Origin of the sequence: Anabaenopsis sp. FSS-46, from assembly GCF_029891665.1 — a bacterium.
In the GTDB taxonomy this organism is placed as follows: Bacteria; Cyanobacteriota; Cyanobacteriia; order Cyanobacteriales; family Nostocaceae; genus Anabaenopsis; species Anabaenopsis arnoldii.
In genome coordinates this window covers 108,018-133,452 of the sequence record NZ_JANQDG010000067.1, presented here as the reverse complement: position 1 = coordinate 133,452, position 25,435 = coordinate 108,018, and the positions used below count along the sequence as shown (strand labels likewise).

The 25,435-nt window shown below is 41.0% G+C and carries 22 protein-coding genes; 14 read left to right on the top strand and 8 right to left on the bottom strand.

What is annotated here, in order from left to right; genetic code table 11:
- Nucleotides 1-26 precede the first annotated feature (26 nt).
- Nucleotides 27-653 carry a J domain-containing protein gene (locus NWP21_RS07915; RefSeq protein WP_280792252.1) on the bottom strand — a complete coding sequence of 209 codons (627 nt, stop codon included), beginning with the start codon at nt 651-653 and terminating at the stop codon, nt 27-29.
- A gap of 289 nt (nt 654-942) precedes the next feature.
- Between NWP21_RS07915 and psbP the strand changes: the two genes are divergently transcribed.
- From psbP to NWP21_RS07875, 8 genes are all read left to right on the top strand, one after another.
- On the top strand, nt 943-1,488 hold the full coding sequence (gene psbP, locus NWP21_RS07910) for a photosystem II reaction center PsbP (RefSeq protein ID WP_280792251.1): 546 nt from the start codon (nt 943-945) through the stop codon (nt 1,486-1,488).
- A gap of 133 nt (nt 1,489-1,621) precedes the next feature.
- Nucleotides 1,622-2,215 (top strand): nucleoside triphosphate pyrophosphatase, encoded by a 594-nt coding sequence (locus NWP21_RS07905; protein ID WP_280792250.1) that lies wholly within the window; start codon nt 1,622-1,624, stop codon nt 2,213-2,215.
- 147 nt (nt 2,216-2,362) lie between these two features.
- A complete protein-coding gene (locus NWP21_RS07900) occupies nt 2,363-3,100 on the top strand; it encodes a phycocyanobilin:ferredoxin oxidoreductase (protein ID WP_271731156.1) in 738 nt (245 codons plus the stop codon).
- Nucleotides 3,101-4,137: 1,037 nt separating this feature from the next.
- A complete protein-coding gene (locus tag NWP21_RS07895) occupies nt 4,138-5,577 on the top strand; it encodes an HlyD family efflux transporter periplasmic adaptor subunit (protein ID WP_280792249.1) in 1,440 nt (479 codons plus the stop codon).
- Between the two features lie 107 nt (nt 5,578-5,684).
- Nucleotides 5,685-6,839 (top strand): ABC transporter permease DevC, encoded by a 1,155-nt coding sequence (devC, locus tag NWP21_RS07890; RefSeq protein ID WP_280792248.1) that lies wholly within the window; start codon nt 5,685-5,687, stop codon nt 6,837-6,839.
- 132 nt (nt 6,840-6,971) lie between these two features.
- Complete coding sequence (locus NWP21_RS07885) at nt 6,972-7,685, top strand: DevA family ABC transporter ATP-binding protein (RefSeq protein WP_271731153.1); 714 nt, start codon at nt 6,972-6,974, stop codon at nt 7,683-7,685.
- 56 nt (nt 7,686-7,741) lie between these two features.
- Complete coding sequence (locus NWP21_RS07880; protein WP_280792247.1) at nt 7,742-8,518, top strand: HAD family hydrolase; 777 nt, start codon at nt 7,742-7,744, stop codon at nt 8,516-8,518.
- 253 nt (nt 8,519-8,771) lie between these two features.
- The gene (locus tag NWP21_RS07875) at nt 8,772-9,263 is read left to right on the top strand and encodes a hypothetical protein (protein WP_280792246.1); all 492 of its coding nucleotides are present in this window, start codon (nt 8,772-8,774) and stop codon (nt 9,261-9,263) included.
- 26 nt (nt 9,264-9,289) lie between these two features.
- Here the strand turns inward: NWP21_RS07875 and NWP21_RS07870 are convergent, their stop codons facing one another.
- From NWP21_RS07870 to NWP21_RS07860, 3 genes are all read right to left on the bottom strand, one after another.
- A complete protein-coding gene (locus NWP21_RS07870; protein ID WP_280792244.1) occupies nt 9,290-9,580 on the bottom strand; it encodes a TMEM165/GDT1 family protein in 291 nt (96 codons plus the stop codon).
- A gap of 37 nt (nt 9,581-9,617) precedes the next feature.
- Nucleotides 9,618-10,016: a TMEM165/GDT1 family protein gene (locus NWP21_RS07865; RefSeq protein WP_280792243.1), complete on the bottom strand. Its 399-nt coding sequence runs from the start codon at nt 10,014-10,016 to the stop codon at nt 9,618-9,620.
- A gap of 92 nt (nt 10,017-10,108) precedes the next feature.
- Nucleotides 10,109-10,459, bottom strand: a complete 351-nt coding sequence (locus NWP21_RS07860) for a YkgJ family cysteine cluster protein (RefSeq protein ID WP_271731147.1) — start codon at nt 10,457-10,459, stop codon at nt 10,109-10,111.
- Between the two features lie 125 nt (nt 10,460-10,584).
- Between NWP21_RS07860 and NWP21_RS07855 the strand changes: the two genes are divergently transcribed.
- Nucleotides 10,585-10,707, top strand: a complete 123-nt coding sequence (locus NWP21_RS07855; protein WP_200987685.1) for a photosystem II reaction center protein Ycf12 — start codon at nt 10,585-10,587, stop codon at nt 10,705-10,707.
- Between the two features lie 110 nt (nt 10,708-10,817).
- Here NWP21_RS07855 and recJ read toward each other — a convergent pair whose 3' ends face one another.
- The 4 genes from recJ to NWP21_RS07835 form a co-directional block, all read right to left on the bottom strand.
- Nucleotides 10,818-12,629, bottom strand: a complete 1,812-nt coding sequence (recJ, locus tag NWP21_RS07850; protein ID WP_280792242.1) for a single-stranded-DNA-specific exonuclease RecJ — start codon at nt 12,627-12,629, stop codon at nt 10,818-10,820.
- Nucleotides 12,630-12,683: 54 nt separating this feature from the next.
- Nucleotides 12,684-13,916 (bottom strand): exonuclease SbcCD subunit D, encoded by a 1,233-nt coding sequence (locus NWP21_RS07845; RefSeq protein WP_280792241.1) that lies wholly within the window; start codon nt 13,914-13,916, stop codon nt 12,684-12,686.
- A gap of 306 nt (nt 13,917-14,222) precedes the next feature.
- Nucleotides 14,223-14,831: a hypothetical protein gene (locus tag NWP21_RS07840; protein ID WP_280792240.1), complete on the bottom strand. Its 609-nt coding sequence runs from the start codon at nt 14,829-14,831 to the stop codon at nt 14,223-14,225.
- Nucleotides 14,832-14,842: 11 nt separating this feature from the next.
- Nucleotides 14,843-15,052: a hypothetical protein gene (locus NWP21_RS07835; RefSeq protein ID WP_271731142.1), complete on the bottom strand. Its 210-nt coding sequence runs from the start codon at nt 15,050-15,052 to the stop codon at nt 14,843-14,845.
- A 652-nt stretch (nt 15,053-15,704) separates the two neighbouring features.
- Here NWP21_RS07835 and NWP21_RS07830 point away from each other — a divergent pair.
- The 5 genes from NWP21_RS07830 (at nt 15,705) to NWP21_RS07810 (ending at nt 25,413) form a co-directional block, all read left to right on the top strand.
- Entirely contained in the window at nt 15,705-18,266 is a 2,562-nt protein-coding gene (locus NWP21_RS07830) for a proteasome protein (protein ID WP_280792265.1), read from the top strand.
- Between the two features lie 131 nt (nt 18,267-18,397).
- The gene (locus NWP21_RS07825; RefSeq protein ID WP_280792239.1) at nt 18,398-21,784 is read left to right on the top strand and encodes a molecular chaperone; all 3,387 of its coding nucleotides are present in this window, start codon (nt 18,398-18,400) and stop codon (nt 21,782-21,784) included.
- 134 nt (nt 21,785-21,918) lie between these two features.
- Nucleotides 21,919-23,028 (top strand): hypothetical protein, encoded by a 1,110-nt coding sequence (locus tag NWP21_RS07820; RefSeq protein WP_280792238.1) that lies wholly within the window; start codon nt 21,919-21,921, stop codon nt 23,026-23,028.
- Nucleotides 23,029-23,511: 483 nt separating this feature from the next.
- Nucleotides 23,512-24,753 (top strand): hypothetical protein, encoded by a 1,242-nt coding sequence (locus NWP21_RS07815; protein ID WP_280792237.1) that lies wholly within the window; start codon nt 23,512-23,514, stop codon nt 24,751-24,753.
- Nucleotides 24,754-24,777: 24 nt separating this feature from the next.
- Nucleotides 24,778-25,413, top strand: a complete 636-nt coding sequence (locus NWP21_RS07810) for a hypothetical protein (protein WP_280792236.1) — start codon at nt 24,778-24,780, stop codon at nt 25,411-25,413.
- The last annotated feature ends 22 nt before the right edge of the window (nt 25,414-25,435 follow it).

The following is a 25,435-nucleotide window of genomic DNA, read 5'->3' as shown; positions in this document are numbered from 1 at the left end:
TATCTGCCATAAATCCACATAGGGGATTAAAAACAAAGCTGCTCTAATTTTTGGAAGTCTTGTTGGACTTCCCGCCAGAGAGTCTGATTATTATGATCTGTATTCAGAGCTTTTTTGAGATAAATTCTCGCTTTTAACAATTGATTTTGGGAGATTAAAACCCGTCCCCAGATTTGATAAGCGACGGCTTGCCATTGGCGAACTTCTTTATCTGTGGGTAACCGTGCTGCTAAAGCTTCCACTAGGGCGATCGCTTGGGAAAATCTTTTTTCCTTGAGAAATCGTTGCAGCTGTTCATAAGTCTTCCACTTCAGGCGCTGTTCTATTTCGGCAATATTAGGCGGCTTTGCTCTTGGGGGCTTTTCTAATCTAACGCTTGTGGTGGGCGGTTTTTGGGCAGGTCTGGATTTGATATGATTACGCCCGGACTCAGAAGAATTACTTGACGGTGGGGAGATATCCTCAGCAGGAACTACCGTTAAAAGGAACTTGTAAGCTTCTGTTAAGGCAATAAACTTATCTTTAGTTTTGATGTCATTGGGATTAACATCGGGATGATATTGCTGTGCCAATCGTCTGTAAGACGCTTTGATGTCAGCCAAAGAGGCTCCTGACTTCAAACCCAATAAATTGTAGCAATTTTCAAGATCCATAGTGATCTATCAGCTATTAGCTTCCAATCTTAAAATTCTCACTATAAACATTAATTATATATTTATTAGTTCATATTGGACTGTTTTCCCGGAATTTTAACCCCTGGAGTTAACCCCAGGGTCTTTAGGCATCACGACCCGTAAAATTAGCATGAGTGCCTCCATGTATCCTAAACTGAGTTAAAGATTAAGGTGTGAGTCTCATAGCTCCCCCAACCCCCCTGACAAAGATAAAAACCAGAAATCAGGCTTGTCTGATTTTTTCCCCCGACTACAGGAATCTTAACAAATGTGGAAAAGAATTGTATTTATTTTGCTATTAGTTTTGAGTATCAGCCTCAGTAATCCTGGTGTAGCTGCCGCAGCCGGACTGAAAAGTTTTGTAGACTCTTATGATGGTTATGAGTTTTTATACCCTAATGGCTGGTTACAAGTTAAAGTTGACAATGGCCCTGATGTAGTGTTCCACGATTTGATAGAAATATCTGAAAATGTTTCTGTAGTTATTAGCCCGGTTCCTGATGATCAAGATTTGACAGAACTGGGAACACCCACAGAAATAGGATACAAATTAGGAAAAGCGGTTCTTGCTCCCCCAGAGTCTGGTCGTTCGGCGGAATTAGTCAACGCTTTGCAACGAGAATCTAATGGGAAAACATACTATATTCTAGAGTATGAGGTAAAACTTCCTAATCTGGAAGACAGACATAATGTCGCCAGTGTTGCTGTCAGCCGTGGTAAATTGTTTACCTTTAATGCATCAATTCCCGAAAGGCGTTGGCAGAGGGTTAAAGGCTTGATAGCAAATGTTGTAAATTCTTTCTCGGTGTATTAACAAGGTAATTCCTCCCCTGGACTAAATACAACTGACTATAGTATGGGGAGCTGTAATACACGCAAATCATGCTCCCCGCCAGCACTTCTTTTAGTTTCTGTGGTTTTGACTGCCATATTTTAGCAAAAGTCTTATGACAACACCTCAATTTGTACTCGCTTCAGCTTCCCAAGCCCGCCACCGCTTGCTGCAAACTGTTGGGATGAAAGTGATAGTTAGACCTAGTGATTTTGATGAGTCGCAAATTCAAGTCAATGAACCAGCAGAATTAGTCCAACTTCTCGCACAACGCAAGGCGGAAACTGTAGTTCCACAGTTTGAATCAGCTTTGATTATGGGTTGTGATTCGGTTTTGGCTGTGGATGGTAAAATTTATGGTAAGCCAGCCGATGATGCTGAAGCTATAGCCCGTTGGCAATTAATGCAAGGTAAATTCGGCGACCTGTATACTGGTCATGTGTTAATTGACCTCTACCAACATCGGACTTTAGTTAGGTGTCAGGTAACAAGAGTATATTTCGCTAAAATGAGCGATCGCACAATTCAAGCCTATGTCGCTACAGGAGAACCTCTCAGGTGTGCGGGGGCTTTCGCCCTGGAGGGGTTTGGTAGTTTATTCGTGGAAAAAATCGCCGGTTGTCACAGCAATGTCATTGGACTGAGTTTACCTCTGCTGCGGCAGATGCTAGAAGATTTGGGATACGAAGTTACTGATTTCTGGCATTAACCGCTGCTAAATTAAAATTTTGTGCCTCCCTGGACTGGTGCGTCTGGGGGAGAAACCAAAAAATACTGGCTCAAATTCCCAGAACCCAAGTGTGACAGCAGAAGGTAGACTGACAATTAACCCTAGGATTGAATTTGCTCAAAAAAAATGTCATTTACTCCTACTACTTCGCTGCGAGAACAACAACATCCCTTAATTCATCAACTAGCGGATTGTATTGAGGCTGTTTGGCATAAACACTTAGAACTATCACCTTACCAATTACCTGCTGAACTGGGTTATGTAGAAGGTAGATTAGAAGGCGAAAAACTAATCATAGAAAATCGCTGTTATCAAACAACTCAATTCCGCAAAATGCACTTAGAACTAGCAAGGGTGGGAACTATGCTAGATATTTTGCATTGTGTAATGTTTCCCCGTCCAGAATATGACTTACCAATGTTTGGTTGTGACTTAGTTGGGGGTCGAGGTCAAATTAGTGCGGCGATCGCAGACCTATCTCCCGTAGACTTAAAAGGTAAGTTACCAGAATCATACAATACCAAACTAACAGCACTCACAGATGTGAAGTTTTCCCAACCCCGTCAATTACCCGAGTGGGGTCATATATTCTCGGAATTTTGCATTTTTGTTCGTCCTGTTTCCCCAGGAGAAGAGAAAATGTTTCTGTCTCGTGTCCAAGACCTTTTAGAGATTCATTGTACCCAAGCCATAGACTCCAGTCCAGTTTCACCAGAAAAATCACTGCAAATCCTAGCAGGACAACGGGAATACTGCACCCAACAGCAACAAAACGATAAAACCCGCCGGGTACTAGAAAAAGCCTTTGGTTCAGACTGGGCCGAAAATTATATGACCACAGTCTTATTTGACTTACAAGAATAGTTATTCTAGCAGAGGGGAGATACTATGTCAAGTGTTGTTAATCTCCCCATCTGTAGGTTCCGTTACCTTTTCTCATAACTGATGAATGTAGAATTTATGCAAAGAAACTTGAATGGAGTTAGACAAAAGTAGCAAAGTCTAGAAATATTCGCCATATCAAGGAACAGGTAAAAAACCTACTAATTAGTTGAAAGAAAATTTAAGGAAACCGTAATGTTAGGAATTGTGTTTTCGATATATCTTGGTAGCAGATCATTGACTAACATTTTTGAATCAAGGTGTGCCTAATTAACCTGTATATATAGCCTTGGTTTGTGAGCCTGTGGTATTGGTGTTTATGGTGGAATCAAGGGCAATGGCTGGCAATAATCATCGCTTATTCCCAAAAATTCACAGAGAATTGGTATGAAAAAATGCTCACTTTGTTAGCAGAAAATTTCTTTGATAAACTGTGAGTATAGGGGCGAAAAAGCCAAAAAATAGGGATATTTTCCGGGTAAATAGGCGATGGCGAATTTCATTTAATAAATTTATACCAGGCTGCAATCATCCTGAGAGTTGGCAGATGTAACTTGCAACAACACAGCATCATGTTAGACATATCTAGGGTTGAGGGTGCATCAGATAGCAGATTTTTAGCAATTATCAGCGTGCTAGTGAGTAAAAACTATGGGATTGAATTTACAGCACTTTTGTTTTTGTTGATAGCATTTCCCATGGTCGTGAGGTACAAAGTTTTTTAGTTTCAGGGAACACCGGAACAAATTGGTGTGTATTTCATTAGCCTGAAAAAGGCTTGAAGTAAATGAACTACACATCTTAATCTTAATACCATCAATATTTTCGATTAGGCATCTTCCCTACCCTGGGTAGCTCATGCACATGAAATGGGCTGTCATCCCAATTTGAAAAAAGAGTGTAATGCATAGAAACCGAGAAACAAAACATAGGTAAAGTCTCACGCATCTTCAGGCATGATCACCGCTGATTCGGTTTTTTTATTTCTATAAGCACAATTCAACAAACAGGCAACAACCATGTCAAGGGTGACTGAGAAGCCAAGCTCAAGAGAGCTGCTACTGGAATCGGAACAACCTAAGATTTGGTGGGGTATTGCTGTAGCCTTACCAATTCTCATCGCTGCTGGGCTACTAACTACAGCTAAAGTGGAGCAGCTAAAAAAACTAGGCTCCTCTGTACCCATCAAGCCAATGACCAACAGCATTAGTGCTGTGGGGCGTTTAGAACCAAAAGGACAGGTTTTAAAACTCTCGGCGCCTGCAGCTGGATTGCAATCTTCCTCACGGGTGCGGCAGATCTTTGTGAGAGAAGGTGAGCGGGTAAGAAAAGGTCAAATGGTGGCAATTTTAGACAACCATGACACCCAACTAGCAGCAGTGGAGGAAGCAAAAGCCAGACTGCAAGAAGCGCGGGCTAATTTAGCCCAAGTCAGAGTTGGCTCCCCCAGAGATATGGAAGCTCAAACAGCAGTTATTGCTCGTTTACAAGCCGAGTTAAACGGAGAAAGCGATGCTCAACAAGCGATGATTGCTCGCATAGCAGCCCAGTTGAGTGGAGAAAAACTGGCTCTACAAGCAACAGTGAATCGTCTAGAAGCTGAACTGAGAGGACAACAAGACAGTTTAAGAGCAAGTATCCAACGCATTCAAGCCGAACAGCGCAATGCTGCGGTTGATGCTTCCAGATATGAGATGTTATACCGTGAAGGTGCTATTTCCCAGCAGGAGAGGGATAGAAGAACATTGGCTGCGGTGACTTCCAATCAGCAAGTTATTGAAACCCAAGCTACCCTGCGACAGGTAGAGGCGACTTTACGACAACAACTGGCTGAGGCCAGAGCCAACCAGGTAAAAACTATCACCACCTTGCAACAGCAGCTGGTGGAAGCCAGAGTCAACCGCGATAAAACCATCATGGCTTTGCAAAGTCAAATTGACGAACAACAAGCCAGACTCAGGAGAATTCAAGAATTCGGCCCCACTGATGTTCAAAGGGGAGAAGCTCAAGTTAGTAATGCTCTGGCTAATCTCAAAAGAGCAGAAGCAGAACTGAAATTAAGTTATGTTCAAGCGCCCATTGCTGGAGAGATTTTAGCAGTGCATACAAAATCAGGAGAAGCTATCAGCGCCAATGGTATTGCTGAGATAGGAGAAACTAATGAGATGACTGTTGTTGCTGAGGTCTCAGAAGACAGTATTGCTCAAGTGCGGATAGGTCAAACTGCTAGTATCACCAGTGAAAATGGAGCATTTATTGGCGAATTAAAAGGAACTGTCACAGAAATTGGCAGAAAAATCGGCAAAAAAGACATCTTGAGTACAGACCCGGTAGCAGATGTAGACGCTAGAGTTGTGGAAGTGAGAATTTCCCTGACTCCAGAAGATAGTGAGCGAGTTTCTGGTTTTACCAATGCTAAAGTAATTACCCAAATTAATAAAGGAATCAGTTCGGATTGAGCATTAACAGCAATGCGAAAAAAAGAATTTAACCTATCAAAGATTTCAGGTTTTTGCTGGAATCTTCCCATCCCTAATTCCTTGAACAGCTTTCTTAATTAAGCATAATGGCTCGTAAAATACCCCTGTCTTGGCTGCAACTGACCAGAGACAAAAGTCGCCTAGCTGTCGCTTTGGCAGGAATTGCCTTTGCTGATATTTTGATGTTTATGCAAATTGGTTTCCGGGATGCTCTCTATTATAGTAATGTGCGGTTACATAGTAGCTTAAATGGGGACATTGTTTTAATTAACCAACAATCTAATGCTTTATTAGCCATGGAACAATTTTCTCAAAGAAGATTGTATAAAGCTTTAGAATTACAAGCGGTAGAGTCGGTGCATCCGATATATTTGGATTATACAACCTGGAGGAATCCTATTACAGGTCGTCCTCGGAGTATTCTCATATTCGGCATGAATCCAGAATCTAATCTGTTTGATTTGCCTGGTGTTCAAAGTCACTTGGAGCAATTGAAACAGCCTGATGTAGTTTTATTTGACCGTTCTTCGCGGGAGGAATATGGCCCCATTGCTTCCCAATTCAAGGGAGGAAATACTTTAATCGCAGAAGTACAAAGAAGACGAGTTAAAGTAGGTGGATTATTTACTTTAGGTACATCTTTTGGGGCAGATGGTAATTTAATTACCAGTGATGTTAATTTTCTGCGGATATTTAGAAACCGGCAAAGAGGATTGATTGATATTGGTCTGATTAGATTAAGAGCAGGACAAAATCCTAATGTTGTCGCTCAAGAATTGCGTAATCATTTACCTCAAGATGTTAATGTCTTAACGAAACAAGAGTTTATTGATTTTGAGCGCAATTACTGGGCAACTAGTACTGCTATTGGATTTATATTCAGTTTAGGTACGATAATGGGCTTCATTGTTGGTACTGTAATTGTTTATCAAATCCTTTATACTGAGGTTTCCGATCATTTGTCAGAATATGCAACTTTGAAGGCAATAGGTTATACACAGAAATACTTGTTGATGGTCATACTCCAAGAAGCATTTTTATTAGCTTGTTTAGGATATGTTCCAGGATGGATTTTTACTATGTTCCTCTACTCTAGGGCTAGAGAAGCTACACTACTACCAATCTTTATGAGTTATAGTCGGGCAATAACCGTGTTAATTTTAACTATACTTATGTGTTTTATCTCTGGTGCGATCGCTGTACGTAAATTACGTTCTGCTGATCCAGCAGACATCTTTTAATTTCAAAATAAATCGAAATTCTGCATCTAGATCGAGAATTTCGATTTATAATTGGTACTTGATATATATTCAGTATTTACAGGCACTACAGTTCTGAGACGGAAATCCTAACACCTACTCACCCACCTAAATATGAGACAAGAACCTGTAATTGCTATAAAAAATCTCAATCACTACTATGGCAAAGGCGCGCTCAGGAAACAAATTTTATTCGACATTAACCTAGAGATTTACCCGGGGGAAATTGTGATTATGACTGGTCCATCAGGTTCAGGTAAAACAACCTTACTAAGCTTGATTGGTGGTTTGCGGTCTGTACAACAGGGAAGCCTCAAGTTTTTAGATGTAGAAATGTCTGGCGCTAGTCAAAATCAACTAGTAAAAATTCGCCGTAATATCGGTTATATTTTTCAAGCTCACAATTTGTTGGGTTTCTTAAGTGCTAGACAAAATGTACAGATGGCGGTGGAATTGAGTGATCATGTCACTCCCCATGAGGCAATTTCTAAGTCAGAAGCTATGCTGAGTGCAGTGGGTTTAAAGGACAAAGTGAGTTACTACCCAGAGAGCCTTTCCGGAGGACAAAAACAAAGAATAGCGATCGCCCGGGCTCTTGTCAATAATCCTCCATTGGTGCTAGCAGACGAACCAACGGCGGCTTTAGACAAACAATCAGGACGGGATGTGGTGGAAATCATGCAGGGTCTGGCTAAAGAACAAGGAACTTCTATCTTGCTAGTGACTCATGATAACCGCATCTTAGATATAGCCGATCGCATTGTGGAAATGGAAGATGGTCTTTTAGCTCGTGATTCTCAAACGGTAATTAACAGTGACAAGCATTAATTTGGTTTCCATCAGCTGTATGATAGTTATTTTTTACCGCTGATGGAAAACGCACTATGTATAGTCGGCTCAAACCACTTTCTGAGGCTTCATTCACTAATATTGCCCTTGTTGCTACAGATATGGATGGTACTCTCACTCAAGGAGGCAAATTTTCCACTACAATACTGCAAGCTTTAGAAAAGCTAGCATCTGCGGACGTAAAAGTATTAATTGTGACTGGGCGTTCCGCAGGATGGATGAGTGGACTAAGCCACTTGATGCCTGTTATCGGTGCGATCGCCGAAAACGGCGGTTTATTTTATCCATCTGGGAAGGAGGAACCAGTAACCTTAACAACCATTCAGGACTTAAAAGCCCATCGCCACAGTTTAGCTGTCACTTTTGAGTTCTTAAAAACAACCTTTCCTCAAATTGAGGAATCAGCGGACAATCGTTTCCGGGTCACAGATTGGACTTTTAACATCGGGGCTTTGAGTCCGGAGGAATTACAAAGACTGGGTAATCTTTGTCAACAAAGGGGCTGGGGATTTACTTATAGTACTGTGCAGTGTCACATTAAACCTCAAGAACAAGATAAAGCTATAGGATTATTGCAAGTTTTGCAAGCATACTTACCTGAAATTTCACCCAAGCAAGTGGTCACTGTTGGTGATAGTCCCAATGATCAAAGTTTATTCAATCAAAGTCAGTTTCCTATTTCCGTGGGTGTAGCCAATGTCATGCAATATGCACACCAGCTAGAACATCAACCCAGTTATATTACCCAGTCTGCTGAAGGAGAAGGATTTTGCGAATTATGTAATTATATCTTACATAGGAAGGCAACTTAGTTTGATCCATTACGGTAAATTAAGCTGCGGGTATTCTCGCCGACTTGAGTCTAGGTCACGGGGAGAAACTAATAAACAATTGAATTTTTGTTGTATTAACAAAAATTCATATTATTTATTAATACGACAAAAAGATAAAAATCATTACTTTTTGAAGTTATCAAGCTATTTGTAACAGATAATTTATAACTGTAGTGAGAACTACTTTTTCAGTTAAACTCTGAAAGTAGAAGGACAGCAATTATTATTTTTTATGAATACCATATCTACAGTTGAATTCAAGCGCCCAACTTGGGAAACGGCTATCATCTTGGCTTTGGGCTTTTGGTTGAGTTCTAGTCTAGTTCTAGACTGGGTAATCATGCCTAGCCTCTACCTTTCTGGTATGATGAGTCAAACAGACTTTGCCACAGCAGGTTATGCGATTTTTTGGAACTTTAATCGCATGGAATTATTATCTGCTGCTGTAGTATTAACTGGCGTACTGGCTTTGAGTCAAGCCAAATCGCGCTGGAATCCTAGGGTGATTGTATTTGCGGTCATGTTACTTGCTGTCACCTTAGTGGATACCTATTTCTTGACTCCGCAAATGTGCGCTGTGGGTGTTAATCTCAACTTGTTTGCCACAACTGCCACAATTCCGGGGGAAATGAATTTACTACACGGTGGTTATTTTTTCCTAGAAATGCTCAAAGTATTAGCTGCAGGAACACTTTTAAAGCGCTACTGGCAACAGCAAGTTTAGTAGGTTCTGTGTAATCTGAAATTGCCTTATTCAGCATCGGTTGAGGCTTCGCTAAACAATAGCAAACGCGCAGCCAGAACTGCAAACCCTACAGCCGCGATCGCCTTTAATAAGCGCGTCGGTAATAATTCCGCCACAGCGCCCCCGGCTAATGCTCCCAAAAAGCTGGTGAGCAATAGCGCGCCAGCAGTACCAAAAAATACCGCTTGCCGAGATTGGGAACGCCCAGAAAGTGCGATCGCAGCTAATTGACTTTTATCACCTAATTCTGAGAGAAATACAGTAATAAAGCTCAGTCCTAAAAGATGCCAGTCCATAAGTTTGTGGATAGTTAGAGAGTGGGGGGTGAGTTACTTAATTATGAAATACATCCCAAAACAGCATGACAGAAATCAGCAATAACATCATCCCGGCTGATTTTTCTACGACTTTGGGACTGAGACGATTAGCAATCCAACCCCCTAAAAGCACGCCTAATAGACTAGTAGTAATTAGGGCTACTCCAGCACCAATAAAAACTACCCAGGGCGCATGAGATTCTGCACTCATTAATAAGGTGGATAGCTGGGTTTTATCTCCAATTTCTGCCAAAAATATAGTCAGGAAGGTAGTAGCAAAAGTTGCCACCACCGACTCCTGCTGTTTGGGACTATCTGTAACTACAGTTAAGTCAGATGAATCCCTGTCTTTGATTTCTGGCTGGTTGTCAGTCTGAGCAATGACAGAATTTATCGGTACAGAGTCAAGTTTCACGGGCGGTACTTTTCTGAAGGTCTTTCATAATTCTCTCATCTTCTCAGATGATCTTGATAAATTGCAAGCCTATTGCAGAAAGTGACATAAATTCAGAATCCCACGGCTTGATTAAACCGGATAATTTCCAGACTGCGATCGCCATAGACTCCCTCTATTTGCTCACGACAGCAGTCAATAGCAAAATCATTGAGTTCTTCGGGTTCAATTCCATACATATCCTCAAATATATCTGCCTCTACACGGCAAAAACGGGGACGATTGGCATATATACTGCATTCTCGGCTGTCATGGTCAAAGTTAACGCACCATCCCCCCTCGCCCACCATACTCAGGTATAGCTCTAATTCTGCCGGTGTAAGATACTCCTCTAAATCTGGACGATCTGCGGGTTCAAGATTACAGCAGGCGCCACATTGTTTCACACATTGCCAGTTTGCCATTTTATGGACTTTCCTATAGTTTTGTTAAGTAAATTAAATGTAACAGCCCCAAGCCAGATATGATAAATTGCGAGTTTTGCAATTGAGTGACTGTGTTTTTCAAAAGTTAAGGGGATCAGGGAAAAATGTTTGACGCTTTGAGCAGTATCAATTGGGAAGTTATCTTCCAGTTAGTTTCTGTAGGACTAATCCTCATTGCTGGTCCGGTGGTAATCTTTGTACTGGCATTTCGCAACGGCGACCTGTAGGACTGTGATATCCGGAGTTATCAGTTTTGAAACTTATAACTCCGAAATCATGACCACCAGAGGCTGAAAGACAGCTTGGATAAGCTTTTCATACCTTGGTTGAGCTCATCCTAAGCTGACGATGGTCTGACACCGACTAACTCCAACTCAATGGTAGTAGTACCATTAAAGTAATTTTCTCGTAACTTGTAGGCAATATCTAATCGTGGCGGTAGGGGGAAGTAGTCTCCCCACCTCCAGGCGATCGCTTTGATTTTATACTCTTGATGATTAATAGTTTGACTGAGTGTTAATTTAATGTGACCTTTACCAACAATTTGCTGGGAAATCACTTGTACATTCCCTGTCGAGAATAAGGGGTCTGGGTTTTCCATACCACAAGGATGAAGAGCATTTAGTTCTTGGTAGAGCTGCTGATTGATTTGACTCAGTTCAACTTCGGCATCAATTTTAACTACTGGCTTGAGGTGGTGTAGTTCTAGACAGTGATTAGCAAACTCAGATAATCGTGATCGCAATAAGTCTAAATTATCTGCTGCCAAAGAAAAACCCCCGGCTGCCTTATGTCCGCCAAACTTACCCAGTAAACCCTGACAATATTGTAACGCTTCAAACACGTTAAACTCAGGAATACCACGAGCCGAACCGCGAATATGTCCACCAGCTTCATAAGTGCCAATAAACACAGGCACACCGTAGCGATCCACCAAGCGAGAGGCGACAATACCAATTACACCATGATGCCAATCAGGTTGTACAACCACTAATACCCGGTATTTGGGGAGAGTAGAAACAAACCACTCCTCTACATAAGCGATCGCTTCTTGTTCAATTACCTCGCACATCTGCTGACGACTAGTGTTAGTTAGCTCACACTGCTGCGCACATTCTAAGGCTACCGTCATATCATCGGTAGTTAGTAATGAAATCACCGTCTGAGGGTCACCAATACGACCAATAGCATTAATTCGTGGTCCCAAGCGAAAGCCGATATCTTCTGGTTTTAAAGATTTAGAAGAAGTATTTCCCCCTGGGAATAGTTCCCCTTGTCCCTCTTCCCTGACCTGCAAACCAGCCACCTGAATTAGGGCTTTAATCCCTGGTAAATTAGACTGAGGTAAATGTTTTAATCCACGTTTTACCCAGCGACGATTTACACCTATTAAAGGTGCTAAATCAGCGATTGTACCTAGGGTAAATAAAGCCAACATGGGCTGCACTAAGCCTTTAATCGCTCCCAACCGTTGCCCTAGAGATACTGCTAAAATATAAGCAACACCCACACCCGCCACACCCCGATAAGGTGAAGACTCTGCAATTAGTTTGGGGTTCAGGATGGCGTTAGCTGGAGGTAATTTAGGGGGGATGTCGTGGTGGTCGGTGACAATCACATTCATACCAAGTTCTCTGGCTCTGGCTATGGGTTCATAAGCGGAAATCCCATTATCCACAGTCAGAATTAGGTTTATACCTTCATCGTGAAACTCTTCAACAATGCGTTGATTAATCCCATAACCATCACGCATACGACTAGGGATGGCGTAATTCACATCAGCCCCAAAACTCCGGAGACTACGCAACAGTAAAGCCGTGCTAGTCATACCATCGGCATCATAGTCACCACAGATGGATATTTTACCATGGGATGCGATCGCTTGCTGCAATAAATCCAAACTAATCGACAAGTCAGGAAATTCTTCTAAAGGCGAAGGTAAATTTAAGGACTCAGGATTTAAGAACCCTTGTGCTGCTTCTGGGGTAGTAATGCCACGATTAATTAGTATTTGGGCGATAATAGGTGCAACATTAGTTACCCCCGCCAGACTAGCGGCGCATTCTGGTTGCTGGCGATAAATTTGCCAACGCTGAGGTGGTAAGCGCTGTTGAGATATGGTTGATTTTGGTAAGGCTTCCTCTAGCACAATTATTCAAGCATTCTTTTCTCATTATTAAAGCACACAGCGATCGCCCCGGCATTAAAAGACTACCACATCATCAGCGAGTAAATTTTCTGCTGCTTCCAACATAGATGCAGCAATATCCTTTAAATCTTCACGATTATTTAGGTAAGTTTGCAAGGCCGACCTGGGGTCAATACTGCTACTAGCGGTTAATTCTGGAATTCTCGGACGCGCCAATTGGCTGACTAATTCTGCTTTAATTGTGTAATTGTGAGCTAAACTTAAAGCTCCATGAATAGCCGCAGTATCAATGACATCCATCTGTTCCGAGCGGATTTGATAAATTAACCGCACCACAGCATCTTCAATATTATATTTAGCGATCGCCTTGATTAAAGCAGCTTGAGGATCATCTGCTTGTGATATATCCACCTCAATAGTGCGGAAACTCCGCACAGGTAAAGGGCAAAATTCCCAATTAGCTCGTCCCCGATCCAACTCTATAATTACATAGCCCTTATCTTCTTTTTCCTCACTAAAATCGACCCGTTCAATACTTCCGGGATAAATGACAGGTGGGTTATTAGACTTATTTAAATTCTGGTGACAGTGAACATGTCCTAAAGCCACGTAATCAAAACAAGGTCGCGTCAGTAAAGATAGGGGTAAAGTAAAACCCTTCCCCACCGCTAAAAGGCGTTCAGCGCCCAAAGTAGCATTATCAGCCATCAAATGAGCCAAAAGCACAGTAGGAACATCAGGGTCAAGGCGGCGAATTTCTCCCTCCAAAACCACTTGTAGACGTTGTGTTAACATTTCGTTTACCTCAGCCAAAGAAGCATTTTTAGTTTCCTGACGGGTCATCAACGTAGAACGAGTCAGCCAAGGTAAAGTAATCACCTGTACCCTACCACTAGGGGTATTAATACAGTGAGTGGTTAAAGTATCACCCACCAAAAACCCCCGCACCCCTAAAGTGCGATAAATATTTAAACTTGCGCCTCCGGTTCCTTGAGAATGTTGGTCATGGTTCCCCACCAACAGCACTGTAGGAATATCTGCATCAACCAGGCGGCGAAACTGACTTGCAAAGGCTTCTTGTACATATGGCGGTGGGGTAGCATCCGGGAACGCATCACCGCCAAATAAGACTATATCTACCGGGTCTTGTAGCGCCCGGTCAATACATCGGGATAAAGTCTTGACAAAATCCTCTAACCGTGTATTTAGTCCTGTGTCTGGATTCATGCGCCCATGGGAGAAACCGCTCCCCATGTGGATATCCGCAAGATGCAAGATTTTAATCATCTTTGTCAAGTGTCATAGTCATCACACCGTTGGTTAATTTGAATATTAAGATGCCATTAATTAACCAGTGCCTGCAACTGATTTGCTTTGATTATTCATATTTGATTCTGATATGGCTGCAATAATTATACATTGTTTTGCACCGCCAGCGATCGCTATAAACTTTTATAAGTTGCATAACAATTGCTAATGCGATCGCCAGGAATAAATCAATTTTTGTATAGAGTAATATAAATATCTTTACAAATCCAGTCAAGAGCAACAATTCCCCTCACTCTAGTTGCAATCACTCACGTCATCCTGTGTTTATCGCAACTTCTGATGTACACAAGCTAGATACCACATATAATCATCAATCTTGTTACTAACCGCTTGATTAATATATTGCTGTGCTAACTCCAGTTGCTTTTCCGCCTGAAAATATAATCCCACATAGAGATAACTGTAAAATTTAGTACGCTTATCTGCGTTTTTACCCAATTGAATTAAAACATCGGGAGAACAGCGCCCCGCATACAAATCATATACCCGCCGCATCACCAATCGCGGGTCATTTTTTACTTCTAATAAACACTCACGCGCCGCGGTGACGCCATCAGCTTCAGCAGTACAAAGATAGCGCCAAACCGTTTCTTCCACATCTTGAAAATTCACAGTTAAATCTGTCTCAAACTGTTTAGCGCCTTCTGCAAATCTACCAGCATAATAATATGCTAGTCCCCTTTGCCACAAATATGGTGTTAACCGGGTATCAAGTTTTTCTGCTATGTCAAAATCAGCAATAGAAGCATTAATATTTACTAGCTGAAAATGAACCATACCCCTGTGTACATAGGCTTGAGGCTCATGGGGATGGTTGGCGATCACATCATCCCAACGCCTCAGTTTTTGTTCTAGCATATTATTGGAGTTCATGATTCTAACATTTAATCATCCAATAAACTCATTAATGCTGTAATTTCCGGGTTCTCTGAATCGGATAATTCTTTCCGTAACTCTAATATTTGATTTTGTAATACTTCAGATGTATACAGCAGATTAGATGTTTTAGCAAGTCTTAATTGACTTTCTTTAATTCTAATTTTCCTCAATAGTTCATTTACCGCATCAACTGCGTTATAATCTTCATACATCATCCTTTTACACCCATTCAACTATCAATCTATTAACTGCCGACAGAAGAAATATATATAGCACCCTCTAACTTATCCAAGCATACATCTGAATATGATACAGCAAATTGTATGTAAAAACGTAATATATAAATGTATAAATGGTAAAATTATTCTGACGCCAGTATCCTGTCCCCTATTGGCATACCCCACAAGACGATGAAATATACTGTCAATGTGGCTGCGTATACACTCCCCCATACTACAATAACCGTAACTTTTGGCTCATCCTTACCCAGACATCACCCCGAAGGACTTGTTTAATTCTTACTACAACTCATATTGTGTAATATAAAACAGCCGCTGAGAGTATAAACATCATGGGCGCAAATCTCATGGAACACCTGCGATAGATATTCGTTCATAGAAGTCAGTAATTTCATAGTTGTGAATATTCCCTCAATAATATTTATTCTGCTGATATTTTTTTTATTTTTAACTGTTTAAATAAGCATCCGGTTAAGAATTGTTTAACTCAGTAGAATTAATCCATGCACAGTATTAAATAATCTGGTACTCAGGAAAAATATGATGATAACTTTTATCAATATCTGCCATTTAGATTGTTTTATGTTATAAAGCTCACAGAAATTGATGCGACATGGAAAGAATTTCTATGGAAATGGAACAATTAGATTGTTTTAAAGCATACGGACAATTTATCTTGGAAAAACTAGACTCAGTACCCCAATACCCTTCTAAACAAGAAGATTGGATACCCACTAGGCTAGATGATTGTCTTGTTCGCCTCCGAGAAGCTGCACAGAAAACTGTAGAACTTGCCACATCTCCAGTTAGAATTGGGGTCATGGGAGAATTCAGCAGCGGTAAAACTTTGCTTTTAGGTAGCTTGATTGGATATGCTGACGCTTTGCCAATTAGCGAGAACCCAACTACAGGTAATGTCACAGCCATCCATATTGTACCGCAATCAGGCTTTGTCACTACTCAGGCTAATAATTATACGGTAGAGTATCTTTCTCATCAAGGGGTGAATGAGTGCCTGCAATTCATGTTGCAGGAAGCAAGTCGCCGCAGTACTGCATCTGGACTACCGCCTATACCCCTGTCAACATTAAAGACTGGCAAAGATATTATTAACTGGTGCGAAGAAGCATGGAACAGTAGCAAAAATTTAGAATTACGTTATTTATTACGAGAGTTGGTATTATTCCTTCGCACTTATCAAGCATATGGCCAAGCAATGTGTGGTATCCACTATCAAATTGATGGTAACATCGCCCGTGAAGGGCTACAGCTACCTGAACAGCCATTAGCTATCCAAACTCTTCGGTTTGAGGACTTACCCTCATCTCATATTCGATTACCCAGCCCACCCCAGAACCTCACAACTAAATTATTACATAACAGCTTCTCACTCATCCACCGTGTCAACATTGAAGTGAAAATATCACGGGAAATCTGGGATTTTAGCGGTGCTTCCCAATTTATTCTCTTAGACTTCCCTGGGTTAGGTGCTGCTAATTCCGGAGCTAGGGATACCTTTTTATCACTGCGGGAACTAGCAGAAGTACAGACAATTTTAATCCTTTTAAATGGGAAAACCCCTGGTAGCGATCGCGCCAATAAAATCTTTACTATGATGCAGCAGCAACGCCCAGGACAAGACCTCAAAGATTTAATTTTGGTGGGGGTGGGTCGTTTTGATCAGTTACCTTTAGATAGTCAAGGTCATGAAAGAGAACTTGACCAATTCATCACAGATACTGAACCTGTAAAAGAAGACGATGTTTTAAGTAAATTGAAAGTTCTGCAAACAACCCTTGATGCTGCTAGTGCATTCATCATTGAACAAGAACGGATGGTTTTATTATCCCCACTACTAGGACTGGCTGAGTTGGCAAAACGCTCTAGTAAAGTTAAAGCAGGTTCACCGGAATTTCTCACTAACTTAGATTATCCTGATTATCTGGAACGGTCTAGGCGATCGCAACAAAAATGGCAACTATTAAGCACACGTCTGCTAGAATCTGATCCGCGGAGCCATTTAGGTAGACAACTGAGTTACTTCGCCCAAGATGGTGGTATTGCCAAACTACGCGAATTAATTCAAAATCATGTAGCCAATCACGGAGTAAAACAGCTGTATGAAGATACCCATAGGGCTGCTGATAATTTAATGCTACAACAAGAATACCTCAATAATATTATTACCGAAATCCACGAGCAAGGTATTCCCACATCCGATACTCACAACCTCATTGAGTTGCGGTCTGCTATTGAAAGTTTAGATAAAACCTATCGCAACTTCCAGAAAGATTTAGGTAAAGAACCACTCAAAGACCGGTGGGGAAATATTGTCAGTGATGTAGTTAAAGACGAACTCACATTTAAAATACTCAACTGGAACGAGTGGACATTACTATTTAACAAAGCCAACAATGGTAATATCACCATTGCGGAATTTAAAGGGGCAGCGGGTAAACTATTTGACAGAGGTAATAGAGTTAATAGCAGCCTACCTACAAAAAGTGAAGATTTTTATGCAGCTTTTGTGAAAACTGTCAAGGAATTAGAAGAATTTGCCCGAGAGCGCATTCATCAAGCATTAGCCGACTTATTAAATAAATTATCCCAGCAGATAGCCCCACAGCGGGATTATTTGCAGACTAATCTCAATCCAGAAATGGAACAAGATATTGAAACAGAATTTGGTATAGAAGAAGCCGATATTTTTTACAAGTTGCTGTTAGGATGTGACCCTAATCACTGGCTAGAAGCAATTATCGCCGAAATTAATAGCAAAGAACAATCAATTTCACCCCAAATCATATTCCCCTTAGCCCGTAGAGATGAAAAACACAATATTGGTCAAATCTTTGACTGGTCTCCTGAAAAAAGTCCAGACTTACCCAGAACAGGTAATCACCAACTTTTTGTATTGCGACTACGAGATGAAATCATTACAACTGCTAGCCTGCATCTGGTGCAATATGTCAGCCAAATCAATCAGCAGATAAATGCTGAACTAGAAGGTATTTTAGATCAAATTATTCCCAGCATGCAAAATATTTCTAAAAAAGAGGCTTTACTCAGATATATTGCGGCAGAAAGCTCCCCTGCTAAAGTTAATATTCCCCATTGGTTGCAGATTCTCGCAGAAGTTGCCACAATTTCTTATCAAGAGAATAATTTTCTAGGTACAAAAAATTCTTGATTGTTTAGGTTTCAAAGCCTTAATTGTTTACTATTTTCGATATTTCTAGTTAGTTCGGTACATTTTCGGTCACTTTAACCACAGATACTAGATTTTAATTGGCAATTTATTATTAATTTCAGGAGAAATAAATGCCTGTAGAGATTCGGCTCGCACCTAATTTTCAAGTGCATATTAAAGAAAAAGAATATTTGGAACTACCCACCATCCAACTGCTAGCAGCAGGGGATAATGTCCCTCACATTGCTAGAATTAATTGCATTGTCACCGGTACGCCGGAGGAATTAGCATTACAAATTAAAAAAGCATATAAACCATTTGATTCTGTAACTCCTAAAATTTCCCAAATCGGGCAATTAGAGCAATATCCTTGTAAGTTAACTCGCCCTTTTCGAGAACCAATTAATTGTACTTTGTCCGTAAGTGTTGAGTATTTCGATTCTGACGCTTTAGGAGATCCCGTACTTTCTGAACCCCGGGAAACTGAAGCTTCATGTTATCTCTGGTCACCATTAATGGATGATGAAGAAATCATTGAGGCCGAAGCCGTGACCATCCCCATAGAAACCAGTCCCTATATTGAAAACCAACCACAAAAAAGATTTCCCGGATGGTTAGCATTGGATTTTGGTACATCCAACTCTACAGTCACACTCTTTGATCCCATTGAGGTTCCCATCGCCGAAATTTTACCCAGGGAACAAGAAATCAGGTTACGCCATCGCATGGCCGAGTGGTTGAGTTCCCCCCCATCGGTAGCTTTACCCGATGTCAACCCCCATGACTGGGAGAAATTTATTGCTGATGTGAGCAAAAACCTAGAAATGGAACCCTATAATCTAGCATCAGTTTTTGAAACTGACCAAAAAGAGCGATTCTTAGAAGCAATTCGCCAAATAGAGTTATGTCTAGGTAACAGCGAGAAATTCCGGCGGGCCGCTAGCAAAAAACTTTACCAAATATACCATGAAGTTTTTCGTGTACCTACTTTAGAATCGCAAAACTTAATCCCCGTCGTCTTAGATATTAATCGCCGTGATACAGAAATACCCAGCGAATTGGAAATCTTTACCTTGACAGATTTACAACTACGCATGGGTAGAGAAGCCAGGGATAATAGAAAAAAAGCCATCGCCCAAGGTAGCAGCGTCTCTTTAAAAGAAATTATCAGCAGATTTCACCACTCACCCAAGCGCTACTTTGGACAAGATCGCACTTTCCCAGTGATTTTAAATACTCAGCAAGAAATAATTCATGTTAACCAACTTATCCAAGCAGCTTGGGCTCATTTAATCGATTTAACCGAAGATTACCGCCAACGCGCTAGGCGCAAGTTTTCTGATGGAGATTTCGTTACAGCTGTTGTAACTTACCCTACTGTCGCCCCCCCATTAGTCCGTAAGGAAGTTAAAGAATTAGTGGAACAGTTGGGTATTGATGATGTCCAAACCGCCTATGATGAGGCTGTTTCAGTGGCAATCTTCTTTTTATGGCGAGAATTTGGTGGTAATCTCAATATTGGCATTGAATCATTTAAAACCCGTTGTCGTCAAGTCGAAAACAAATGGTCGCAAAATGTCCTCGTCTTGGATATCGGGGGGGGAACCACAGACTTAGCTTTGATTGAATTGACTTTAGATGATAATACCCCAACCTTTGCAGACTATGAAGATAGAGGATTAGGAGGACGTTACTATAAACTTACTCCCAAACTGTTAGGCTCATCAGGGCATTTACAGTTGGGCGGTGAATTAATTACCCTGCGAATATTTAGGTTATTAAAAGTAGCGATCGCAGACTTTTTGTTAACGGCAATAACTACAGGGGACATCGAAAGCGAAAAGCTAGAAGATTTAATTAACACAGAATTAAATGAACGTTTTATTGAAGAAGGAAAATTTAAAAGTGGCAGTTTATTAAAATGTATAGATAAAGAAAACCCTGATGGTGATGCTGCTTATAAAGATGCCCTAGATACTGCCGAGAAAGTATTACCCACCAGATGGCAACAAGTACCCCAGCGCCTACAAACCTTTTATACTCTCTGGGAGCATGCTGAATCAGCTAAACTCAAACTGGGGCAAAAATCAGAGCATCATCTTTTAACTTTCACTATTTCCGAAACTCACATTTGTGAACTTCTCACTCAAAGTGGAATTAAATTTCAAGTCAGAACCCCTGATAATATTGGCGTTATCATCGACAGCGAACAATTTGAACGCGCCGCCGCTTCCACTATTAAGGAGGGAATTGGTATCGCTAAAGGACTCATGGAAAGTCGCCTGGGTTTCCATGGGCAAAATATAGATGCTTGGAATACTCATAAAGTTGACTGGTTGATTTTATCTGGTAAAACTTGCAACCTGGAATTAGTACAGCGCTACATCTACGAAGAATTTAGTAAATCCCCTTACTTCGTCTGGAACCCAGAAAGAATTACCTTTGTCTTGGAATTTACAAAACTCGCTACCTCCGCCGGTGCTTGCTACGCTGAGAAACTCCGCCGACTGAGATTTGACCCCGAAGAGTCTAAGGAATTGTTGCGCAAAGGAGCAAATCAGTTAGAAATAGACGTGAAAAATCTCTTTTATTATCTACCTTGTAACTTCAAACGCAAAACCCAAAGCAACGAACTTTTAACCATATTCAAAGCTGGACAGGAACTTTATCAAATCAGTCCCACAGAAACAGCCGCCAAAGTACGCACAGAATGGCAAGGGACACAATTAATTAATATTATTTACCGCCAAGACTACGAGGAGGGAGACTTACGACTGTGGGGGAGCTTTGACGGTAAAAACCTGATGCAAAAACTAGGAATGTCAGAAACTGAGTTTCTTAAAAAAATCAAAGTTCAATTTGAAATTGACCAGACTCTAGAATTTAGGGTTTTACTTTGTCAAGGGAACCCCCATTATTTAATTGACCTTCCTGGTATTGATGTGGGTGCTGCACTATTAGCAGCTTCCGAAACAGCAGCCCTATTTGCTGATGGTAAGTTAAAGTGGAATATTGCCTTAGAAAGTCCCAAGCACAACTTAAATGATGGTGATATTGCAGTCAATGTGATTGAGTCAGCAACTGTTGACCAGCCCAACGCCTATCATTTAGTTTTTGAAGCAGGAAAAGATAATAGTCAATTTTTGCGAGAATTTCACTATGTCCATCATGGGGAACAGCAGTCACAAACCGGTTTAGTCAGTCACCCTTTACCTCCCTTTCCCCAAAGCCGTCAGCACACATTTTATATTTATCAAACAGATACCACCACTAACACCAAAAAATGGATCCGCATCGGTGCATTAAGTAAACCAGATGTCGCCACCAATTACCCTTGTAAATATTACGTGACTCTAGATAACAAAGGTTTTCTGAGAATACACGCAGGGGAGGTTCCCTATTGGACCTCCACTAGTCAAGAATGTCTTAAACAGCCAGGATGTGTTTATCAGGCCGAATTAGAACTACAACCTAACGAAGTGGATAAGGAACGCGACCCTTTTTGTGGTGTACATTAAACTTCCTCGGTTGAGTAGGTACTTTGACGGGAGCATCTGAGTTTGATAATATTTCACCTCTTGCTCCCTCTGCTTGATAACCAGAGGGTTGGGGTGGGGTTTGAAACGCTATCATCAGTTTTAGTATTATACTCATGCAGCAATTACGCCAGTTATTAGCAATACAAGGGTCAGAGTTGGCTAAATTACTTAAATGTAGTTTACGTGGACTAGAGGCGACTTTAACTCAAGCTATCTCAGAATTTCCCCTCGACCCCGGTACTCAAATATGTGAGGAGTTATTACGGGAAATCTCCGGGTTATTGCAACCACGGACAGATTCTCCCCCAGAAGATGCGATCGCCATGATATTGCTCCCAACTGAGTTAAAATTGACTCATCTGCGGTCGGTTTTTAATGCTGATGCCGAACTAAAGTTATATTTAGGTACTGCTGAACTACAAAGCCAAACCGATGCTGACCTATGGAACGAAATTCACCGCCAACTGCTGCGAGTTCCAGAAAATATCGCCACAGCTTGGCGATCGCGCGTCTTAGATTTAGCTGAACAAGTAGGCGCACTACCAGATAATTTACACGTTGCTGAACTTCCTTTTAGCCGTGATCAAATAATTTATCCCGGACTGAAGGGGAGTGTAACAGCGCCGGGGTTATCTTTATCTGAGAAAGCCTTATTAAATACGGGAGTTAATCCAACTGACCAATATGGTAATTTATACTGTATCGCTGGCTTTGTGCAGCTGTTCCTGAGATTTACTGAAATAGACCCAGACTTACATCATGCTTTAAAGACTGTGTTTACCTTTGATATTATGCCCTTGCACTCCCAGCCAGAACAACGCACTCAATATATAAATACTTTAAGCGATCGCTGGCAGCGTTTGCAACAAGCCGAGTCAAATTCTGATGAGTTGTTAAGTCTGCGTGCCTGGATAGATATAGATGAGGCCATACACTCCTTAGTATTTGTCCCACCCGTCGAGCGTTATTCCTGGTGGGGTAATTTACAGCAAGAATCACGACGTATTTTAAAAAAAATGGCTCAAACGGCGGTGAATATGGGTTATGATGTGCGGATTCGGCAGTTATCTGGACTTTATGCCGATGTCTGTTCTTTCTCTAAAGATGACCTCCAACTCAACTGTGGCGGTGTTCCAGGGGAAGTGTTAACTTGTCTGCGGGTATATGCGAGCATTAATCAAGAAGAAACCCCAGGAAGGGTTATATTTCGCTCTTTGCGTTAGTCTTCTATTTTTTACCCTTACAGTTCCCCCCAGAAAGCTTTTCCTACTAAGGCGTTGAATAGGGTATTACTTTTTTCGTTCTCAAAAGCAAAAAACCTCACTAATACTAGACCCGCTTTTAGGCGTAGGGAGTGTCAAAACCCCATACAGATGACAAGGGTTATATAAATTTACTTTGAACAAAAAATAAAGATTAATCTAACATTTTTCATCTAAATAAATTACAAATTTATCTGTGTTAGTCTGTCTAAATCTATGAACCTGTAGCTTATCTACTAAACGCGACGCTAACGCTCAGGGCTGGTTCATCATGTCTTTGTGATCACAAACAAAGCAATATGCTGTAAATATCTCACCAATATTGTGATGTATAAGATACAAAAAACCAGCAATAGTAATGACATTTGTAAATTTATTAGACTTGACTATGTTTTTTCTAACTTAGGGACAGTCTTACTAAGTTGTCTTCTGATTTTGACCGCTATGACCATAAAGTCTGTATCTGCTGCGGATAATGCACAGAAGAATATGATTTTACCAAATCAAATAAATCAGGTTTATTCTGGTGAAAATAGCCATAAATCATCAATATACCCAGCTAACAAGAAGTCATATATCACCCTCAGTGAAAGATTATTAACACCAATAAAAAGTAATAATCCTGTTAAATTACACACAAGTAACAGTGAGGATTTAGCTGTTAACATTGAACTTGAAAAAATCAGGAATTATTCTGGTGCTCATCTGGGTTTTTCATCTAAGAATGTACTAAACAGCAAAATAAACACAAGTCAAAATTTATTGACATCCCACCACGATAATATTGATGGAGAATCACCAGAAGAAATCCCACAGCCAACTAATTTAGTTAATTTACTGTCGCAAAAACAACCGGAATTGAGCACAGATGTAGAACTTTCATCACCTGAGGAGGATATCCCTAGCAATAGTGATACATTACGCCAAGAACTATTAATTGATCCCATCATCAACACCCAACAAAGCATCATCAAAACTGAACCGCGAAGGGGTTTCCCTGGTTCAACAGCTGGTACTCCTTCTGGTTATGGTGCAAGTGGTGGTCAAGTCTATGTTGGTGTTGGTTTACTTTTCCCTTTAGAGAAAGATTCCGATGGCTTTCGAGATGGCTCTTACTCCGCTGGTTTTGGGTTAGGAGATCCGTTGAAATCTGTAGGGTTGGAAGTTAATGTTAACTTTGCTAGTTCCGGGGGTACTTACTTTAAAGGTGGAGAGTTTGATGTGGGGACTAGCGGCTATATGGGGTTAAAACTCCACAAATACTTACGTGACCGTACATCTGTAGCCGTGGGTTGGTCAAATGCTCTCAAATGGGGAGAATCTTCCGATAATAAAGACACTATTTATGGAGTCGTTACTAGGGCGTTTCTACTGCAACCAGATAACCCACATCATCAATTACCTTTGACTATTTCTGTGGGTTTTGGTAACGGCGGTTTTCGTTCTCTAGGCGCAAGAGCCGCAGGGGGAAATAATGCTAATATTTTCGGGAGTCTAGGTTTAAGAGTCATACCTGAAGCATCCCTAGTCAGTAGCTGGACGGGAAATCGTGTGAATGTAGGTACGTCTATTGCTCCTTTCAGAAATAGACCTATAGTTATCAATGCTATTCTGACAGACATTAGTCGTAATTTTGATACTGGCTTAGGTTTTGCGCTGAGTGCAGGGTACAGTTTCAAGTTTTAAGCAATTTCATCAATCATAAAAATCATGAAGAAACAAACATTCTTGCTAAATTTGGCGGTAGCATTGGCTTGTTTTACTTATCTGGCGGCTGCGCCTCATAGAGCCTATGCTGGTAAGGAGATTGTACCGGGTAGTTCTCCAGATTCTGCCTCTTTAATTGGAGATAAGGAGATTGTACCGGGAACTGGTATAGATTCTACTTCCTCAATGGGTGATATTGTACCGGCAACCGGGGTTAATGTTCAAGTTGTTAATGATGGTAATTTTTCGGCGGGAGTTTTGAGGGTCTCCCCGGAAGTTCAGAATGATTTAAATGCAGTTCTCGATCATCTACTCAGTGCAAGTCTGGCTAAAAATACGCCCTCTGATTCCATTGAATATATCTTGCAGGGTGGAGATAATGTAGATCAGGTCAAATCTTCTATAGTGAGTTTAGAAGTGTCACCATCACCAGTAACATCACTGGTAAATGCTTTAAGTGAACTGACAGGACCAGACCAAAATGTGGATATTAATAAGTTTAACGATGCTCTGACTGCATATAATCAAATTGTGCAGGAAAGTAGCCCCGTAGTTCTGCAAGCATTGGCGAAAAACCCAAGTTTTACCGCCGTTAATCATCTGCTGAGTCAGTTAAGAGTTGCTCTCAATCAAAAGTAAAATTTTAGACATAGTTATTTAC

Coding starts and splice junctions, on each gene's coding strand:
- devC (WP_280792248.1), top strand. CDS start 5,685: ATGGCTCGTAAAATACCCCTGTCTTGGCTGCAACTGACCAGAGACAAA.
- NWP21_RS07875 (WP_280792246.1), top strand. CDS start 8,772: ATGAATACCATATCTACAGTTGAATTCAAGCGCCCAACTTGGGAAACG.
- NWP21_RS07835 (WP_271731142.1), bottom strand. CDS start 15,052: ATGATGTATGAAGATTATAACGCAGTTGATGCGGTAAATGAACTATTG.
- NWP21_RS07870 (WP_280792244.1), bottom strand. CDS start 9,580: ATGGACTGGCATCTTTTAGGACTGAGCTTTATTACTGTATTTCTCTCA.
- psbP (WP_280792251.1), top strand. CDS start 943: ATGTGGAAAAGAATTGTATTTATTTTGCTATTAGTTTTGAGTATCAGC.
- NWP21_RS07840 (WP_280792240.1), bottom strand. CDS start 14,831: ATGAACTCCAATAATATGCTAGAACAAAAACTGAGGCGTTGGGATGAT.
- NWP21_RS07820 (WP_280792238.1), top strand. CDS start 21,919: ATGCAGCAATTACGCCAGTTATTAGCAATACAAGGGTCAGAGTTGGCT.
- NWP21_RS07915 (WP_280792252.1), bottom strand. CDS start 653: ATGGATCTTGAAAATTGCTACAATTTATTGGGTTTGAAGTCAGGAGCC.
- NWP21_RS07860 (WP_271731147.1), bottom strand. CDS start 10,459: ATGGCAAACTGGCAATGTGTGAAACAATGTGGCGCCTGCTGTAATCTT.
- NWP21_RS07810 (WP_280792236.1), top strand. CDS start 24,778: ATGAAGAAACAAACATTCTTGCTAAATTTGGCGGTAGCATTGGCTTGT.
- NWP21_RS07905 (WP_280792250.1), top strand. CDS start 1,622: ATGACAACACCTCAATTTGTACTCGCTTCAGCTTCCCAAGCCCGCCAC.
- NWP21_RS07900 (WP_271731156.1), top strand. CDS start 2,363: ATGTCATTTACTCCTACTACTTCGCTGCGAGAACAACAACATCCCTTA.
- NWP21_RS07880 (WP_280792247.1), top strand. CDS start 7,742: ATGTATAGTCGGCTCAAACCACTTTCTGAGGCTTCATTCACTAATATT.
- NWP21_RS07815 (WP_280792237.1), top strand. CDS start 23,512: ATGACCATAAAGTCTGTATCTGCTGCGGATAATGCACAGAAGAATATG.
- NWP21_RS07885 (WP_271731153.1), top strand. CDS start 6,972: ATGAGACAAGAACCTGTAATTGCTATAAAAAATCTCAATCACTACTAT.
- NWP21_RS07845 (WP_280792241.1), bottom strand. CDS start 13,916: ATGATTAAAATCTTGCATCTTGCGGATATCCACATGGGGAGCGGTTTC.
- NWP21_RS07855 (WP_200987685.1), top strand. CDS start 10,585: ATGTTTGACGCTTTGAGCAGTATCAATTGGGAAGTTATCTTCCAGTTA.
- NWP21_RS07895 (WP_280792249.1), top strand. CDS start 4,138: ATGTCAAGGGTGACTGAGAAGCCAAGCTCAAGAGAGCTGCTACTGGAA.
- NWP21_RS07830 (WP_280792265.1), top strand. CDS start 15,705: ATGGAAATGGAACAATTAGATTGTTTTAAAGCATACGGACAATTTATC.
- NWP21_RS07825 (WP_280792239.1), top strand. CDS start 18,398: ATGCCTGTAGAGATTCGGCTCGCACCTAATTTTCAAGTGCATATTAAA.